At 41.0% G+C, this 17449-nt stretch carries 16 protein-coding genes and 1 pseudogene; 3 read left to right on the forward strand and 14 right to left on the reverse strand.

Annotated features, from left to right (window positions below; all coding sequences use genetic code 11):
- Positions 1-26: 26 nt before the first annotated feature.
- From MNQ98_RS14620 to MNQ98_RS14650, 7 genes are all read right to left on the reverse strand, one after another.
- The gene (locus MNQ98_RS14620; protein ID WP_241928916.1) at positions 27-1613 is read right to left on the reverse strand and encodes an extracellular solute-binding protein; all 1587 of its coding nucleotides are present in this window, start codon (positions 1611-1613) and stop codon (positions 27-29) included.
- 65 nt (positions 1614-1678) lie between these two features.
- Positions 1679-2548 (reverse strand): carbohydrate ABC transporter permease, encoded by an 870-nt coding sequence (locus MNQ98_RS14625; protein WP_241928917.1) that lies wholly within the window; start codon positions 2546-2548, stop codon positions 1679-1681.
- A gap of 13 nt (positions 2549-2561) precedes the next feature.
- Positions 2562-3509 (reverse strand): ABC transporter permease, encoded by a 948-nt coding sequence (locus MNQ98_RS14630; RefSeq protein ID WP_241928918.1) that lies wholly within the window; start codon positions 3507-3509, stop codon positions 2562-2564.
- A 625-nt stretch (positions 3510-4134) separates the two neighbouring features.
- On the reverse strand, positions 4135-4659 hold the full coding sequence (locus tag MNQ98_RS14635) for a VOC family protein (RefSeq protein ID WP_208919928.1): 525 nt from the start codon (positions 4657-4659) through the stop codon (positions 4135-4137).
- 64 nt (positions 4660-4723) lie between these two features.
- Positions 4724-5698 carry a helix-turn-helix transcriptional regulator gene (locus tag MNQ98_RS14640; RefSeq protein WP_208919927.1) on the reverse strand — a complete coding sequence of 325 codons (975 nt, stop codon included), beginning with the start codon at positions 5696-5698 and terminating at the stop codon, positions 4724-4726.
- A 497-nt stretch (positions 5699-6195) separates the two neighbouring features.
- Positions 6196-6984: a sugar phosphate isomerase/epimerase family protein gene (locus MNQ98_RS14645; RefSeq protein ID WP_241928919.1), complete on the reverse strand. Its 789-nt coding sequence runs from the start codon at positions 6982-6984 to the stop codon at positions 6196-6198.
- Between the two features lie 1030 nt (positions 6985-8014).
- Positions 8015-9466: a serine hydrolase domain-containing protein gene (locus MNQ98_RS14650; protein WP_241928920.1), complete on the reverse strand. Its 1452-nt coding sequence runs from the start codon at positions 9464-9466 to the stop codon at positions 8015-8017.
- A gap of 1412 nt (positions 9467-10878) precedes the next feature.
- On the opposite strand from MNQ98_RS14650, the gene MNQ98_RS14655 reads away from it, so the two are divergent.
- A complete protein-coding gene (locus tag MNQ98_RS14655) occupies positions 10879-11157 on the forward strand; it encodes a hypothetical protein (RefSeq protein WP_241928921.1) in 279 nt (92 codons plus the stop codon).
- 59 nt (positions 11158-11216) lie between these two features.
- Positions 11217-11957 carry a class I SAM-dependent methyltransferase gene (locus MNQ98_RS14660; RefSeq protein WP_241928922.1) on the forward strand — a complete coding sequence of 247 codons (741 nt, stop codon included), beginning with the start codon at positions 11217-11219 and terminating at the stop codon, positions 11955-11957.
- A gap of 258 nt (positions 11958-12215) precedes the next feature.
- Here the strand turns inward: MNQ98_RS14660 and MNQ98_RS14665 are convergent, their stop codons facing one another.
- From MNQ98_RS14665 to MNQ98_RS14695, 7 genes and pseudogenes are all read right to left on the reverse strand, one after another.
- Positions 12216-12713 (reverse strand): AAA family ATPase, encoded by a 498-nt coding sequence (locus tag MNQ98_RS14665; protein ID WP_241928923.1) that lies wholly within the window; start codon positions 12711-12713, stop codon positions 12216-12218.
- Between the two features lie 21 nt (positions 12714-12734).
- Positions 12735-13031, reverse strand: coding sequence for an ATP-binding cassette domain-containing protein (locus MNQ98_RS14670; RefSeq protein ID WP_241928924.1), 297 nt, complete (start codon positions 13029-13031; stop codon positions 12735-12737).
- A gap of 637 nt (positions 13032-13668) precedes the next feature.
- Positions 13669-13857 carry a hypothetical protein gene (locus MNQ98_RS14675; protein ID WP_241928925.1) on the reverse strand — a complete coding sequence of 63 codons (189 nt, stop codon included), beginning with the start codon at positions 13855-13857 and terminating at the stop codon, positions 13669-13671.
- Positions 13858-13866: 9 nt separating this feature from the next.
- The gene (locus MNQ98_RS14680) at positions 13867-14094 is read right to left on the reverse strand and encodes a hypothetical protein (protein ID WP_241928926.1); all 228 of its coding nucleotides are present in this window, start codon (positions 14092-14094) and stop codon (positions 13867-13869) included.
- Positions 14095-14106: 12 nt separating this feature from the next.
- Positions 14107-14741 (reverse strand): annotated as a pseudogene (locus MNQ98_RS14685) (DUF2306 domain-containing protein).
- A gap of 52 nt (positions 14742-14793) precedes the next feature.
- Positions 14794-15237, reverse strand: coding sequence for a hypothetical protein (locus MNQ98_RS14690; protein WP_241928927.1), 444 nt, complete (start codon positions 15235-15237; stop codon positions 14794-14796).
- 333 nt (positions 15238-15570) lie between these two features.
- Positions 15571-16227, reverse strand: coding sequence for a DJ-1/PfpI family protein (locus tag MNQ98_RS14695; RefSeq protein WP_241928928.1), 657 nt, complete (start codon positions 16225-16227; stop codon positions 15571-15573).
- 231 nt (positions 16228-16458) lie between these two features.
- On the opposite strand from MNQ98_RS14695, the gene MNQ98_RS14700 reads away from it, so the two are divergent.
- Positions 16459-17061: a TetR/AcrR family transcriptional regulator gene (locus MNQ98_RS14700; protein WP_241928929.1), complete on the forward strand. Its 603-nt coding sequence runs from the start codon at positions 16459-16461 to the stop codon at positions 17059-17061.
- Positions 17062-17449: the final 388 nt, after the last annotated feature.

Here is a 17449-nt window from a genome sequence, read left to right on the forward strand (position 1 = left end):
ACAATTAGCCACTCTCTTCGTTTATTTTACTTGATGAGGCCAGCTTCTTTAAATTGCTTGATTGCTGTATCCTTATATTTCTGCATGTCAAACTTGGTATCCAACGTTTGGAGGAAATTGTCCCAGTTGGAAAGAGGCTCTTTGCCCGTCATAAATTTAACTAAGCTTTCATTAATGAATCGTGAGCGGTCAGCTGCCAAGGTATCGCTGGGGTCTGCAGTCAACAAATTTCCGGGCAACGTTGGCCCCACATATTTCTGATTGTTCTTGAAAGCTTCGGCCGTCTTAGGATTCTGGAAGCTGAAGTACTCAGCATCATCACCACGGCGCGGCATTCTATAATGATCGACCCATAGGTACTTTTCTTTCATTTCCTTCGATAATTCGGAGGTTTTATTTTTGATCTTGCCGTCCACCATATCCCAATGAATCCCTTTGATTCCGTATGCAAAATTCGGATATGCTTCTTTGTCCGTAAAGAGATAATTCAGCATGGACAAGATGCGAATGATTTTGTCCTTATCTGCTTTGGCGGATATGGCCCATGAATTGCCTTGGAACGATTTTCTCTCTACAATTTGATCACCGTAAGGACCTTTCATCGGAGGAATGACGATCCATCCCGGCACCTCTCCACTGATTTCTTTCATTTTCTGCTGATAATCCGGTTCCAGCCTACGGGCATCTCTTATCATGAAGCCAACTTTCCCCTTAAACATCTTTTGGTCCAACAAATCAGGCGAATTCATCGTCACCCAGTCGGGGTCTACCACTTTTGCTGACATCATTTTATTAATGTAAGCAAGCGCCTCTTTCATTTTGGGATCGATAAATAGGAATACCGGTTCATTATCTTTCACTTCAATGGCCGCAGGAGGATTGACGCCAAACATCCACATCAAGCTATCGAAGCCATAGGTTTGCAGATTGCCTTCTTTATTCATACCGCCGATGAATCCGTACGTATCGTTTTTTCCATTACCGTCCGGGTCTTTCTCTGTAAAGGCTTTCATAACTTCAAATAGTTCGTCAGGTGTCGTTGGCACTTCCATGTTCAGCTTTTTCAACCAATCGTTGCGGATGAAGAAGCTTCGGCTGATTCCGTTAACATTATCATAGCCCGGAACTCCGATCGTTTTTCCTTGGTAGGACATCGCCTCCCAGGAGTCGTTGGTAAACCGTTTCTGTAATTCAGGGAATTGATCCAGATACGGTGTCAAATCCGCAAGAACGCCTTGGTCATAATATTGTGCGAGATCAGCCCGGCTCTTTAAGAAGATCAAGTCTGGAATATCCCCGCCTGCAATGAGCGTATTCAGTTTGGTTGTTGCTTGCCCCGCTTGAGGAATCATCATATCCAAGTCGATGTTCATCTCTTTCTCCAACATTTGGCGTTGAACATCTTCATCACGTGGAGGTATGGGAGCAGCAGCGTTGAAAGTGCCTTGGTTAAACATTGAAATTTTCATTTTAGTTGCAAATTGGCTAGACAGACCTTGCGAATTACTTGAAGCTGTCGATGTAACTTCTCCATTTTCCCCACATCCTGACAATAGCGTTCCCAGTCCTAAGATTACCGACAGAATAGCAAATGAAATCTTTTTACGTTGCATATTGACCTCTCCTTTGCTTGTATATTATCACGGTTTCCCCGTAATAAATTAGGTTGGAACGCCTTTTATCCTTTAACTGATCCCAGGAGCACACCTTTGGTAAAATGCTTCTGCATAAATGGATAAACAATCAAAATCGGAACCGTAGTCACGACAACAGCGGCCATTTGCACCGCGAACTTGCTAACTGCTCCGGAATTGGCAATCGAATCAGCGCTTTGTGTTGCGACGTTAAGCAGAATGTTGCGCAAGACAACTTGAAGTGGCATGAAGTTGGAATCATTGATATAAACAATAGCATCGAAATAACTGTTCCAATGGCCGACTGCGTAAAACAAGGAAATGGTGGCAAGGACGGGCAAGGACAGGGGTAAAATGATCCGCCATAACGATTGGAGCTCACTTGCCCCGTCAACCCTCGCTGATTCTTCGATTTCAGCAGGCAATTGCTCGAAAAAGCCTTTTATAATCACCAGATTAAATGCACTAATGAGATTTGGAATTATCAATACCCATGGACTGTCTAGCAATTCCAGAGAGCGGATTAGTAAATATGTCGGAATTAGCCCCCCACTGAACATCATGGTAAACACAATGAATAGTAAAAACGGACTGCGTCCCGGCAAATATTTTTTGGATAACGGGTACGCCGCGATTACTGTAAAAAACACATTTAACGCAGTGCCTACAATCGTTCGAAACAATGTAATTTTATATGCCTGCCCGATACCATGAGAAATGAATACTTCTTTATAGGCCAGAAAGGTAAAGGATTCTGGTATAATAACAATTCCTCTTCTTAACACTTCCGATTCTGGCGTTACTGAGACAGCAACCACATATAGAAAGGGTAGTAAGCAAAGTAGGGATAAAAAAATAAGAATCAAATAAACGACTGCTTGCCAGACTTTTTCCCCGGTTGTCAGATTGATCATTTTAAAAACCACCTCACCAAATTTGCCCATCGAATTTTTTGGCGAGCTTATTCGCTGCCAACACTAAAACAAATCCGATGACAGCTTTAAACAATCCTACAGCAGTAGCCAAGCCAATCTTAAGACGCTCTAACCCTTCACGGTATACCCATGTGTCGATAATGTCGATTTTCTCCTGATTAAAGCTGTTGGCGAACATGAATATTTGGTCAAAGCCAGCATCCAGAATATGGCTTAACTTAAGGATCAGCATCAGAATAATGACTCCTCGAATGCCAGGTAAAGTGATATGCCAGAGCTGTCTCCATTTGGAAGCGCCATCCATTCGAGCCGCTTCATATAAGCTAGGATCGATTCCTGCTAATGCTGCAAGGTACAATATCGCTCCCCATCCAATATCCTTCCATACTTCAGATAAGATGATCAGCAGTCTGCCCCAGGCAGGTTCCGTTAGAAATGAGATGGGTTCAACACCAAATTCCTTGAAAATCATGTTAAAGAGACCATCTCCTGGGGCTAGTAATGCTACCAAGATTCCATAAACAATGACCCATGACAAAAAATGAGGCAAATAAGTGATCGTTTGTACGATTTTCTTAAACCATTGGCTATGAACTTCATTGAGCAGTAAAGCAAGTAAGATGGGAGCGGAGAAACCGAACAATAGCTTATAGAGCGATATAACAATCGTATTTTTCATGATGTCCCAGAAATAAACGCCGTTCATAAAATCCGTAAAATTTTTGAATCCCACCCACGGGCTATCCCATACTCCCAAAGCTAGGTTGTAGTTTTTAAAAGCAATCAATATTCCCGCCATAGGAATGTATTTGAATACGGCAAAGTAAATTAAGGCTGGTAATAAGAGAGCATACATCACTTTATATTTTTGGATCGTCCTTATCCATGACTTCCGCTTTTTGGAGAGGGGAATGGCGTCCGCTGCCAATTTCACTTGCATATCATCACCTCGTCTTTGTTTGTATTTGTATAATAGCACCCCCCTATCGGATAAATTTCTGAAATTTCAAGAATTTCTTATAAGATATTAAGGAAGTACAACCTTGAATATTTCCAATACAATAGGCATGAAAAATCGGACAGAGTGAGCGCAACCGTTTCTAGGTGCTTTCACTTGTCCGACAATTTTTTCATATTCACTGCAATCCATGTAGGTCTGGCACGTAACAATCAAGCCTACAAGCCAGATAAAGTCATTATTCTATCATTTGACCATCCTCGGAATAAGCCGTTCTATCAGGTCAATGACTATGGAACAGGCAATCCCATACACATAGAAAAAGTACAAGAATTTAAACTGAAAAAATCCCCGCCCCTTATCCATCAAACCAGCTTGTTTTCCTACTTACTCTGTTTATCGGTAGTTGATTAGTAAATTCCAATCTAGTTCCTCTTTTTCAGAAAACACTACTCCTCGCTCGAAAATCAAATCTTCCACCGTTTATCCTTTCAAATACTCGGTTACCAGATAAAACTGGTCTTTATATTCGAACGATGCTAAACATCTCTGAATCGAAGAATGCCTCAGCCGCCCCAGAACATCTATCTCCCGATGATTATTGCATTTATTCTCCGCTAAAGCTTTTGGCCCATTCAGCAACCCTCCGGCTGCTTTCTTCTTCTGACAAATCTTCAATCCTAGTCATAATCGTCCATCTTACTCCAAAAGGATCCAATATACTTCCGAATCGATCACCTGAAACAAAGCTTACAACCGATTCCCGTACTTTTGCTCCTCTTGATACCGCGTTTTCAAATACCTGATCAACATTAATTACGTAAATTCCTAAAGAATAACATGCCTTGTCTTCATCTGGCGGCAAGGCCAATTGATATGCCGGATTCGCGGCTCCCAGTTGCAAAAAACCATTTCCAAAATCTAATTCCGCATGAACAATTAATTTATTGCCATTACCATCAGGATGTTCAGTAATATCCTTCACCCTTGCATTGAAAACAATTTTATAGAACTCTATTGCTTCAGAAGGATCCTTCACTGTTATGAATGGAGTGATAGATGTAACGCCGTTGGGTGTACCATTCTTAGTATATTTACCTGATACTGCCGTATATTTTATGCTTTCAGTCATTTTTACTCCTCCTCAGTAATCAATGATTGTCATCATTATAAAAAAACTTCACTGACATCTGCTGTCAGTGAAGTTTTTGAAGTTGATAATATTCCATTAGCTCCGACACAACAGTAACGAGTCTATCTTTCAAACTCTGTGGTTCGATGACTTGAATGGATTTCCCGTAAGATAGGAGAAAATATGGGACATATGTATGAATTGATTTTTCCTCAAGTAAAAAGATTGCTTGATTTGATGTCCGCTCTTTCAGATGATGTCCCAAAAACCAATGCAGGCATAAGTCATCCAATGCCTCTGACCGGCCTCCGATAATTAAAGGAATTAACCCATCCTTGCCCACTAAATCAGGTAACAAATTTTGCATAAAAAATTCACGGGCTGAAAAAGTTTCAGAACGCTTAAATATTATTTGAGTACGCTTGATTTGTAGAATCCGTTCTGCACGAAAGCTGCGGATCTCATTCCTTAGGTGGCAAAATGCAATAGTATACCATTTATTGTTCCAGTAAACCATTCCATAGGGGTCTATCACCCTATTCCTGGGTTGTTCTTCATGGCTTGTGCGATAATCAATTTCTACAGAGAATTCATTTGCTACAGCCTGCTCCAATTCCGCCAATACCGGCTGTACGGAAGGGTCTCCCATGCGGTTTATAACATCAAATCCAGCTAAATGACGACTAAGTATACTTTCCTGCTCCTGATTCGAATACATTTTCAATTTTGATGTCGCATTACCTAATGCCTCACTCAAAGGGTATCCAGCTTCTTTAGCAAAAACAGCAGCATGAAGGAGTGCCTTTTTTTCTTCAATATCAAATAGCAGAGGTGCTCTGATAAAATTATTCAGCAAGCTATACCCGCCGTTATGACCTGTGTCGGATATTATTGGCACTCCACTGGCACATAGTGCATCAATATACCGATAAACTGTCCTTATATTTATTTCTAACTTTTCGGATATTTGTTTTGCAGTCATTTTTATGCCCGAATTCAGCATCCATAGAATTGCCAGCATATTATCATTTTTGGGCATAACATGAACCCTCATCTTTTTTAGATTTTTAAAGATCTTTTTTATCTTCTCAAGGATAGCACTAAATTATTACCTCTGCGAATCGCCTGCATCCTTATTCATCAATCTTTCAGCCTATCAATCCTCACGTAGCATTCAACGTGACTCGTCTGCCTATCTTTTCAACTTCCTTGAGCGGAACTGTCACATCTTTTTACGTACCATCAATTTATGCGATCTTGCTGTTTATGAGATCAGTGATTTTATCTAAAGCGTGTTTCAAAGGTAATTTAGTTAATAATCATTAGACGAACATCTAATCGGTAATCGGACCATGTTCTTGTCCCTCGACAAAAACCAAAAACACCATCGTTATTCGATGGTGTTTTTGTGCTTAAACTTTAAATTTTTAACTTGGACACGTACTGATCGACATAGTTGCTAATCGCTATATTTTCATCCGTTGGATTCTCATAAACCTTTATGGCTGCATACAAAGGTGCAGATTATTTCCGTTTTCATGGATTATAGAGTTTTAATGCTTCCAGCCTTTTTGCTCGCTCAAACGCCTTATGTAAAAATTCTTTAGCCGATAAATCCTCATAATCCCAATTCATGGCCTCTATTGCAGTCGCGCCTGAATAATCCGTTTTCGCAATTTTTCTCATGGTTGTAGACCAATCAATCGTGCCGTCAAAGGGTAACCCGTGTTGGGCATAACTTCCGTTATTATCATGTAAATGTAGTGCCATCAGCCGAGAACCGTACATGGATAATAAATCATCGTCTGGATAATGGCGGTAGTGATGTCCGCAGTCATAACAGAATCCGATACGCAGGGAAGCCACTTGCTCCAGCACAAATGCCAAATTGGAAAGGTTCCATAAATTCTCCAGTGCAACATTGATACCAAGCTGTTCAGCTTTTTCAGTGATTCTCTTGATTCTATCCAGTCCCAATGTGTTATATGGATTGTTTTCGCCCGGCAAGTGCACCACCATTGTCGGAATCTCAAATTCGGCGCAATCTGCAACACATTGCAAATAGCAATCAGTTACGGTTTCACCATCCAGATTGTCAAGCCAGAGGTTGTTTTCGTTTTGGACTGGTGTGTGGATATTTTCTATAAAAAGACCCGCTTCTCGCGCAATTTGCGGCCCGTTGCGGTAATCGTTCCGACCAAAGCAGTCACGACCAAAGCCATCACTCCACCATAATAAAACGCCATCAAATCCAGCTTCTTTTATTAACTGATAACGTTCCTTAATCGGCAATTCATAGCCAAACCAATCATAAATGGTAATCATAAGCCGCTTCCTTTCTTGCTTTTTCCGTCATAGCTTTTATATAATTCATAGACTTCACCCTAACAAAATTCTATAAATAATATAATATACTTAATAACATGTTTTGAAAAGAAGAGCCGCACAAATATGTGGCTCTTCTCAATTTTATAAGTGTAAGGCATTTACAACCACCGCCACTCTCCGCTTTACCACTATTTGTGATACGGTTCAGCTTAACATCTATAGGGCGAAATTTAAATAGGCCTTCTCCTGGGGCCTATCTTTGACTTCCATACAGGAAATATATTATCTATTTGCTTTAGCCAACGTATATTCAAGATCCTTTAGACGCCCATGCTGGGCGTACCGCAGAAAAGCCCCGTCCCTGAAGGGACGGAGCTTGCTCCGCGTTACCACTCTGATTGACGTAAAACGCCCTCTTAGCTATCGTCCAACTACGATGCTTCTTTGTAACGGCAGAATCCCGGGCCCGTCTACTCTGATTTCGGGGGCCTGCTCGGAGGCGATTGTTTCGATTTGGATATCCAATGCACGCAATGTAATTAGAGACACTGTATTCCTCTCAAAATCACTTGTCAATGAGAAATGAACCTGCCCGCCATCGCTCGTAACATCTTATCCCAATCCCATACCAGCCATCCTCCAGTTCATCCAACACGTATTCAACAGGCTCCCCGTCATAGGCCTTCACGACCACATCGTTTGCATCCCCTGAAGATCGATCTCAACAAATCCGATGTATAGTAACATTGAGCTTTACTGCCAGTATGTAGATTGAGAATCATCAAGGATTGTGCAAGTAATTCAACAAAAGAAAAGTTCAAGTGGTATCTCTGCTTGAACTTTACATGGTTATATTGAGGTGAATCTGGCGTTAAATCAATTCTTTCTCACTATCAACACACAGCTTTACCCCATATATGCTTATTTATAGTTTAATTCTTCCTGTGTTATTCGTAACTCTACTTTCCGCTGTACCAAACAAAATACGCTATACGCATTTTACCAATGAGGCGAACGAACAAAATGCTTATTTTCGGAGCGAGGCATTATATCGGTGAGTGTATACAAACCATGTAATGCTTGCTGTTAATAATGCCGACGAAATCAAAGCTGTAAGAACACTATATGTTTGCCAAATAAGTATCGTTGACCAATCTAATGCACAGCACATTATACACAGGGCAATCGTAGCAATCAGCAAAATAGCTGTTACGATTATTCGCTTTTTTGTCATTGGCTGCCGCTCATTCGTTTTCCTTCTGCGTAATCCTAAGAGAAAGAACAGAACGGCCAATAGGCAAAGAATAATTGTGGTAGACGATAAAATGATGTCCAAAAGCTGTGTGCCGCTTATTTCATATGACTGCGTTAGATTGCCGTCTAATATATCTTTAACTTTTAGTACCATGCTTCTATTGATATTTGCGCCGTTGGTCAGCAAGCAGACGGCTGTTCGTTCATTTGGCAGTATGGCTACTTCGGTTCCGAAATTGGGATTGCCCCCTGGGTGCTCTATAATCGTTTGGTTGGCGTTTACCGACCAGCCCGCCCCATAATACATTTCGTTGACAGCCGGAACAGACATATCACCCTGATGTGATTTTTCGATAACCGTATGGAATATTTCGGGTATGTCCTGCACAATACCCATCTGTATGCCCATCCAACGCGCCATATCTTTTGTACAAGAAATGATGTAGCCTGCGGGTTTATTCCCGGAATAATCCGGCGCGTTATATGGAGTTGTCATAAAAAAGGAAGAACGGTAGCCCTGTGCCAACTGTCCGGTGGCTTGAGCATCTTCTTTATAAACATACGTCTGGTGAAGACCTAACGGCTGAAATACCTGTTCCCTCATAAAGTCTTCATAGCTTTGTCCCGACACAATCTCAATAACCAAACCCAATACGTCATAATTAACGGTTCCATAGTTATACTGTTCACCGGGAGGGAACGCCAACTCAGCATCTACCAGCATTTCCACAGTCTTTTGCAGCAAATCTGGCGCATTACCTTGTGGAATATTTTGAATATGCCTACCATTTGTTAGGCCGCTAGTATGGTGAAGAAAGTTATTGAGTGTAAGGCTTTGCATATCAACAGGTTTCCCTTGATACTTTAACGTAAACCAAGGTAAATATTTTTGGACAGTGTCAGTCATTGACAGCAGCCCTTGCTCTTCCAACAGCAGAATACCCATGCCGGTAAAAGCTTTACTGACCGAGGCCAACTCATATAGTGTATTTTCACTTGCAGACAACCCACTTTCACGGTCTGCATACCCGGAAGAAAAGTAGAACACTTCATCATCAGCAAGTATTGAGATTGACATTCCCGGCACACCTGATATACGACAGGCATCATCCAGCAACGCTTGTATTGCCGCAGATTGCGTATCTGACAACGACGCATAACTTTGTGTTGCGAATCCTGAGAATAATATAAGTATCGTTAATACAAAGACAATAGTCTTTTTCATAAACTCTCCATTTCGAAAAAATTATGCGAGGATAATATAAACAACCCGTAGTACGCCTTATCCGCCTAATGCGTCGTTCCATTATACTTAATGCTAGACGTTCAATGATTAGATTACTATTGTAAACTTCACAGACCCATGTATATTATTTCTTGTTTCGCAAAAAAGGCCCCTCTGATTGGTTAGCGGAAAGGTCAATGGCTTAAATCTCATGTCTACAATTTGTCAACAACTTAGCTATATGAATAGCGAAAGACCCGCTCCTGGAGCTGGTCTTTCTAATGGGGGCAAGGGGGAGTCGAACACCTGCTTCTTTCATTGAATAATATTCATTATTCAATTCGATTTTCTGCTTTACCACTACTTGTGATACGAGTGTTCCTTCTTTTAAGTCTATACCTAACAGGGCTCTTACATCTGGGTCTTCAATTAATCTATCTAAGTTTGTAATGGGAACTTTTCTAGCATACTCGCGCAACTCTTCACTAGTTTCTTGATAATTACTGAGAAAATCTACGAAATTGAAGCGCAAGGGATACTTTTCCCCGTGTTACATTAAATCTCTGGACTGCTACACCATCCCACCTTACAGTCCCTTCACCTTTTCCCTCTCCAGTATGCTTAAGTTCTATCCAATGAAGTGCATTTATCCAATATTATCTCTTTTTTAATTTTGTATACCATCACTTGTGGTAAGGTTCAGCGCGATTGATCTTCAACTTATTCTGCTGTTAGCTTAATAATCTGTCATTGCACCAGACATTAGATACTCATCTAATCGGATAAGTAACCAAGTTCTTGTCAATTTCGGCTAACGATATAAGTTCTTGTCCACAGCTGAGGACAAGAACTTATATTGTTAAATCAAAAAAGCCACGGATTGCGAGGCTTCTTATGTGTGTATGTTCTTTTCTTCCGACATTTTTGCAGATGCAAAATAATAAGTTGGTAATAACACAAAACTGTTTTAATAAACGACACAACTTTGCTTAAATATAAAACGCGAGACTAAACTTGAATTACAGTTTTGTCTCGCGTTTTTACGGGAGCCTATTCATGGGACATTCAACTATCGTACCCGTTAGCGCAATGAGCCTGGTGAAAATATCACCTTTACTTCGACAAGATATTGAGCGTATCTATCCAAAATATAATGTGCTCTTACCTCAGTATTTTGGTTATACGCTTCTTGTCCCCATGCTTTAAGTTTATCAATTTCAGCTTGTTCTTTGAAAATATGTGCTATGAGTTTCTGATTTAGGATCGCAAGGCAAGTCCCTATTCTTACCCTGCCGTTCCATGCTGGTCTTGTATAACCCACTCTTCTGAATTTAATTTCTTCGCTATTGAGCACGAATGCTTCGTAAAGACTAATATTACCATCCCTTAATCCATCGGATAGAAAATACGATATGGCATATTTCCAGCATGTGGCGCGGGACGCCTCACCCAAGGGCTATGGCAGACTGCGCTCCATCACCATCCGTCTGGTTATCACAAGCTGCTCCGGAGAGGTGTACTTTACTGATATCATGCTGTTACCATTGCCACAGGATGGGGCGGTCATGTCTAACGAGATCAAATGGACGCTTTATGGAAGATTTCAGGTGGATTTGTTCATAGAAAAATGGTACATTATTTTGGGATCAATAGCGCAGAGTGTTCGTGTTCGATATGTGTTTTTGGGATAACGCGCAAGTCGGGATATACGTTTAGGCTCATATTATTTATATTTGGGGAGGGCGTCGGCATGGACAAGAATTCTGTTTATAAAACAAACAGCTTCTATTGGGATACACAAGGTAATGACTTCTTAGGAGCAATCGTGCTTCCTTTTTATGGAGCATTTGTCTCAGAAGAAAAATGCCAGCTTTTTGGCGATGTCTCAGGGAAGAAGATGCTGGAGATAGGCTGTGGAAACGGTCAATCCTTGCAATATCAGGGGGAACGCAAAGCATCTGAACTATGGGCTGTGGATATATCAGAAAATCAAATCGAAAAGGCAACGCAACATTTGAAGGCATGCGGTCTTTCAGCAAAATTGATCTGTTCTCCCATGGAAGAAGAATGTGGCATACCAGTGGATTATTTTGACTTTGTTTATTCGATTTATGCCATAGGCTGGACCACCGACCTTGAGGGTACTTTTTGCCGGATCGCTTCTTACCTTAAAAAAGACGGTGTATTTATTTTCAGTTGGTCTCACCCTATACACAAATGTGTTGTTGCAGAAAATAATATGCTTGCTTTTAAAAAATGTTATTTCGATGAATCTTGGTATTCGGTATCTCTTGATGAAGGTGCGCTAACATTATCGGATCGTAAACTATCAACCTATGTGAATGCGCTCTCAAAAGCGGGATTTGTAATTGAGCAAATGATTGAGCAATCTGATGATGAAATTATGCAATCGCGGGACGATAACAGCGATTTTGCAAAAAAAGCAAAGATGCTTCCTGTAACTTTTGTAGTCAAAGCTAGAAAACTATAGTATCCGATGGCGCTCCTACGTTGACAACTCCGACGAATCTTCGCCCGTCCTCCTGCGGCGGCAACGCCACCCGCCTCACAGAACTCTCCTGATTCACCCTCTCCGTCGGCAGGCAGCTCGCTTCTATGGAAGCTATGCTTCAGTTGGTTGCGACGTTTTTCACGAAAGAAGATGACGCCTCTCTGACAGCCCGCCCCCTGCGCCGCTTGCCGTTGTGCCCACCCCGGCTCAGATGAAAAGCTACAATCTGTGTCTGTCCTACTCTCTTTCAAACAATTGCTTATGCTTATTGAAAAATCGATAAAAAAATTGTACATTGTCTAGTTCAAACCATTCTGCTGTTTGAAGAGGCTTGGCATCCAGATTATAAATTTTTGCATGTAACTTGCCTAAAACAAAGGGAGAATGAGTGGCAATAATAAATTGACTATCAAAATATCGTGCCAGCTCATTTATTTGTTCTGCCATTCTTATTTGATTAGCAGGAGAAAGTGACGTTTCCGGCTCGTCCAATAAATACAATTGCCCTGGTAGCAGATATTCCTCAAAAAACTGCATGGACGTTTCTCCATTAGAGTATTTTTCTTGTGAAAATTGAATGTCCTCCAGCTTCTTCTTAAACGCATACGTAGCTTCATATTGTGCTGCCTGAGCCTTGCTCATCCCTTGGTTAATCTGCTCATACATTATTCCCTCACTCAGCACGGAAGATTGCTGTATTTTCTTGATCTCATATAAAATATCCTCTGATTTCATATATCGGCTTCCTTCTGGAAGTTACCTGATTTCATGCTCTAGCTCATCATGCCCAAGTTGATAGCTACTCAAATCAAGGAATCGCTGAGCATAAATACTATGCCCGTAGCTTGTCATTCTTTCAGCCCCCGAGATTCCTAGCTTGTTGGAAATTACATTGAGTAAAGTAGATTTTCCGCTACCGTTATTGCCATACAACACAGTAATTCGATCAAACAAAAGCACCTCTCCAGCCACGTGTTTAAATACATAGTCAGGGTATATGTTGGGATTTCGATCCGTATAATCAGAAAGCTTAAAGCTTCTTAAATAAATCATTGCCGCACTCCTTCTACCTGTCTTATAGTTTGAACTCTATTTTACCAGGAAAAAGACAATGTATTCTTAGGATTGCAGCCGTATTTCTCCCACCTTACCAACTACTAATAATCTATTCCATTCCCCCTTCATGTTTACATTCATCTGGACGAGAGGGTCTTCTCGCCGCGCAGCCTGGATAGCCGATGCAGTTGCCCTCCCTGGTTCATCTTTATCCAAATGCAACACTAGCCTTTACGCTCATCGTGGTTATTATCGCCTTGCTTGGAGTCAATGCTGCAGCTGTTAGCGCTGACGGCGATGTTAGAAACAATCTTATTGGCTTTTCCCACTGATTTGAATGAATTGTCTGAAATTATTAAGTTAACAAAGATGTCCCGTTTAGAAGAAGTTAGATAAGTACAATTAAAGTAAGTCTAAATCGTCTTCAGTATCATTCTATTAGGAGGAAATCACATTTCAAAATAATGGAATGTAACTTTATTCTCTCGGATTCCAAGATAAAAGAAATAATTATTATTAGCCAAACGGCAATCGGAACAGATTCTTGACAATGCTTAATGACAAGAATCTGTTCCGATAAAACAAAAAAACCGCGATCTACGCGGACATTAAACGGACTATATTCTTTGTCATCTTACATCCCCTCATGGAGAATGGAACGCCCAGTTCTTAGCGTTAAGTCTTTATTTAATTCTTCAAAGTCATTATTAACACGTTTTGTTTCCCAGAGGTGAAACATTTTTAGCCAGCCGAAACCACTTGATTCCAACGCTTGCTCTACTTGTTCTGAATCAAACCTGCGTGAAAGAAATTCCCGCTTCAAACAGCTTGTCTACGCCTGCGGTACCCCGAAAAGGCTCGCTAATGTAAAAACTCCTGAACTGCTATAAGTCTCCTGTGTAACGGAATTCACCCTGAATCCATCCACATCCATCGCGCGACACAGCCGTCTATTCCAATACCAGCATTCCGGACCGTTCCATGGCTGTCTCCAGTTTTGCAAATGAAAAGCCAAGTCCGTTATCGCTTCTTCTTCGGGGTCGTGTTTCATTTCAGTCAAAATTCATTGCCGTCATTCTACATGGATCGACCCAATCGTACTGATAATGATAGAAGGAATAACCAGCAGCAGCAGGATGGAGCCGTAAACACCAAGAGTGTAGCTGGTAACGTAAGCGTACCCGAATCCCTGATGAAACAGGGAGGAAATGAGATGAATCAGCATGTTCGTATAACAAAAGGCGTAACTTCGGATCATCCAGTTCCGGTGACGGGTTATCCGTCTCTTTTTGATCTGGACAAGCGCCGTTATGGTGATAAACAGCCATACGATATTTAGCGTATTTAATCCCATGCTGGTTATTTTCCCTCCGGTGGCATAAGGCGCCATGTATCCGGAAGTCAACACGACGAGAAATACGGACACTAAATAAACACATCCGTTTATGCGATGAAATTTGCGGCTTTTTCAAAAATACGATTGGAAAAATTGAGCAGCCCTGCCGCCATGGCGATGCAGGCAAATGCGACATGAATATGCATAATGTTCAGCCAAACCGGAAGATTAAGCTCTCGCTTAAATCCCGTTTTATGGCTTAAAAACCCCTTGGCTCCAGGATGAATCAAATAATTTTCTACCAAAGTGTACAGGATAAATAGAATAGTGACACAAGCCAAAAGCGCATATAATGTTTTCCGTTTTACCATATGATCCAATGCCTCCGCGACTTCATAAGTAATTTTTTATGCGTCACGCACTTCAATTTGCCGCATGATCACCTTTGTCATTCCCTTCTTTTGATACTCGTTTTTTGGCAATCATCTCAAACGTATCATTGCCGCAGCCCATGCATCCTTCATTCTTAAGCTCCTCGATGGTCGCAAACTCACCATTGATGCCGACATACATTTCTCTTAAACACTGCTTGCGGCGGTAGGTGCGCAGTGTTAGTTTCACTTCGCCTGTATACAAAGCGTCCGTGAATTTCTCTGAATATTCCGGCTTCGTCTGATCCGTTGTCTGCAAAATGAACATCTGGCTCCGGTTAGCGCTAATTTCCGCGCCTTCGTAGGCGTTGAATTGCGGAAAATAAGCGCTGACCGTTAGCCCCATACGGAGAAATTCGCGCTGCATGAAAAGCATAAAAGCAGGCGATTTATGGGCAAAGGACAGAAAAATCGGCAGTCCCTTCTCCCTCTTCAATGCCTGGCTGCCGCGCGATACGAACAGTCCCCACTCCTTCGCAATCGTTTCACCTTACGGACACGTGCAGGAATAACGGCCATATTGTAGTGCTCGGCCATCTCGTGATAGATCTTATTGATAACAGCGGAGTGCTCGGATGCTTTCTCTATTCCGATCTTCAAGTTGTCCGGAATGAGTACATGAGTCGTGCCTCCCAACAATTGTTATATGTGGATATAGTTGCTGTTGTTTCACAAAAAATTCTTTATTCCCTAATTTTTAAAAGGAGCACTCGTCACCCAATATACAGCCCCAATACTGCTATCAAGAACGTGCTAATTTATTTGTGATTTATACATTAGGCTCCCCTTTTTCAAACTCTTGTAACATTCCTCTTATTTGTTCTACCAATAAAGTAGGCGCTTTCTTCGGTGAACCCGTGTCAAACGGAGGTTGAGGATCGTATTCCAAAATCAGTTGGACCCCTTTACTGATATCTTCTCCCAACTCCCATGCTATTAATTGGAGTGCCATATCGATACCAGAGGAGACACCGGCTGCTGTAACGATTTTGCCCTGACGAACCACTCTCTCATCAGTTGGAATGGTTCCAAGGGATCTGAGCAGGTCGAAGGATCCCCAATGACAAGTGGCTATGGTTCCATTTAACAAGCCTGCAGCGCTCAAAATTAGAGATCCGTTACAAACTGACGTAGTCCATTTCGTAGTTTTATGTATTTGGCGAATCCAATTTAGCGTTTCTTCGTCATTCATTGGAGTTTTATAATTTGGCGGCCTGCAACCTGGAACAACAAGAATATCAGCTGAAGTAACTTCAGAAAAACTGTAATCGGCATGCAAATATCCCATACTTGAGTCCAATTTAATTAACCCTTTTTTCTTAGCGACAAACTTCACTTCACATTTCATTGTCACAGAAAATACCTCGTATGGACCAATTGCATCTAATGCTGTGATTCCATCGAAAAGCATGATTGCGATTTTCATAATGATTTCTCCTTAATTTAACTAAATTTCTTTTCAAAATAATTACATGATGGGTATCAATGATATGGTAAGAATGTTAAATGCCAATCAAATAGTATTCCTCATACCAGCTACTTTTAGTAAATCTCATAAAAAAGACCGTTCGGTCTCTTTTAAACTAACATACTATATGTTACTGTACAACTAAAACATGTTACACTTTCTTAACAATAATAAATAATGGAGGATATTATGCGAAAAGGTGAACAGACACGAAGGCACATCGTCCTAAAATCGGCAGAATTATTTAATCAGAAAGGGTATGCTGGCTGTTCAATGAATGACATTATGGAGGCTACAGGACTGCAAAAGGGGGCAATTTACCGGAATTTCAAAAGTAAAGATGAGATTGCTTTAGAGGCGTTTGATTACGCTATTGATACTGTCTCTCAACATTATTCTGAAGAAATATTCCATGCTAATACAGTATTAGAGAAAATTAGTGCATTTTTTAATGTATATGAAGATGTAATAAATAATCCCCCAATAAAAGGGGGATGTCCGTTGCTGAATACTGCCGTAGACAGTGATGATACCAATTCGCTGTTAAGGGAAAAGGCACTTCGAGCTTTCCATACATTTCTGAACATGATTGAAGAGATTATCGAAGAAGGTATTCAAAACGGAGAGTTAAAACCTAATATCGATACAAAGGCGGTGGCCTCCTTTATTGTTGCAATTTTTGAAGGGAGTATTATGGCTAGCAAACTAGAAAGAGATAATAAACACATTGCCTACAGTAAGCAGCAGATACTGCATTATTTATTTATGCTACAAACTGATGGATATATATAGATTTTGATTTGTTTTCAGAGCTGTACTGATAGGAATAAAATCCCCAATCTATAACCTAAATTACATGTATCTCGGCTGTCACCCTTAAAAAAAGTTCTTCTTTAAGAGCTATATTCATTTCAATCGCCACTTTCATGCGTATAGCACTTATATTTTCATGAATTACCCATCAGTGTGAAAAAAACGATATCATTGATATAACTCGAAAGAGCTAATTCATTTCAGGTTCAGACTAAACGACGAACAACCCGGAAAGTCGACGGCCTCGCGGGTTGTTCGTATGTTCATGCTATGAAATTAATACCCCATACTCCGCGAAACGGTTATGGCATCAGATACAACTCGCTCATCTCGTTCCGGATCCAGCTCATGAGCCCCATGATTACGA

The sequence above is a fragment of the Paenibacillus sp. N3/727 genome (assembly GCF_022637315.1).
Taxonomy (GTDB): domain Bacteria; phylum Bacillota; class Bacilli; order Paenibacillales; family Paenibacillaceae; genus Paenibacillus_AQ; species Paenibacillus_AQ uliginis.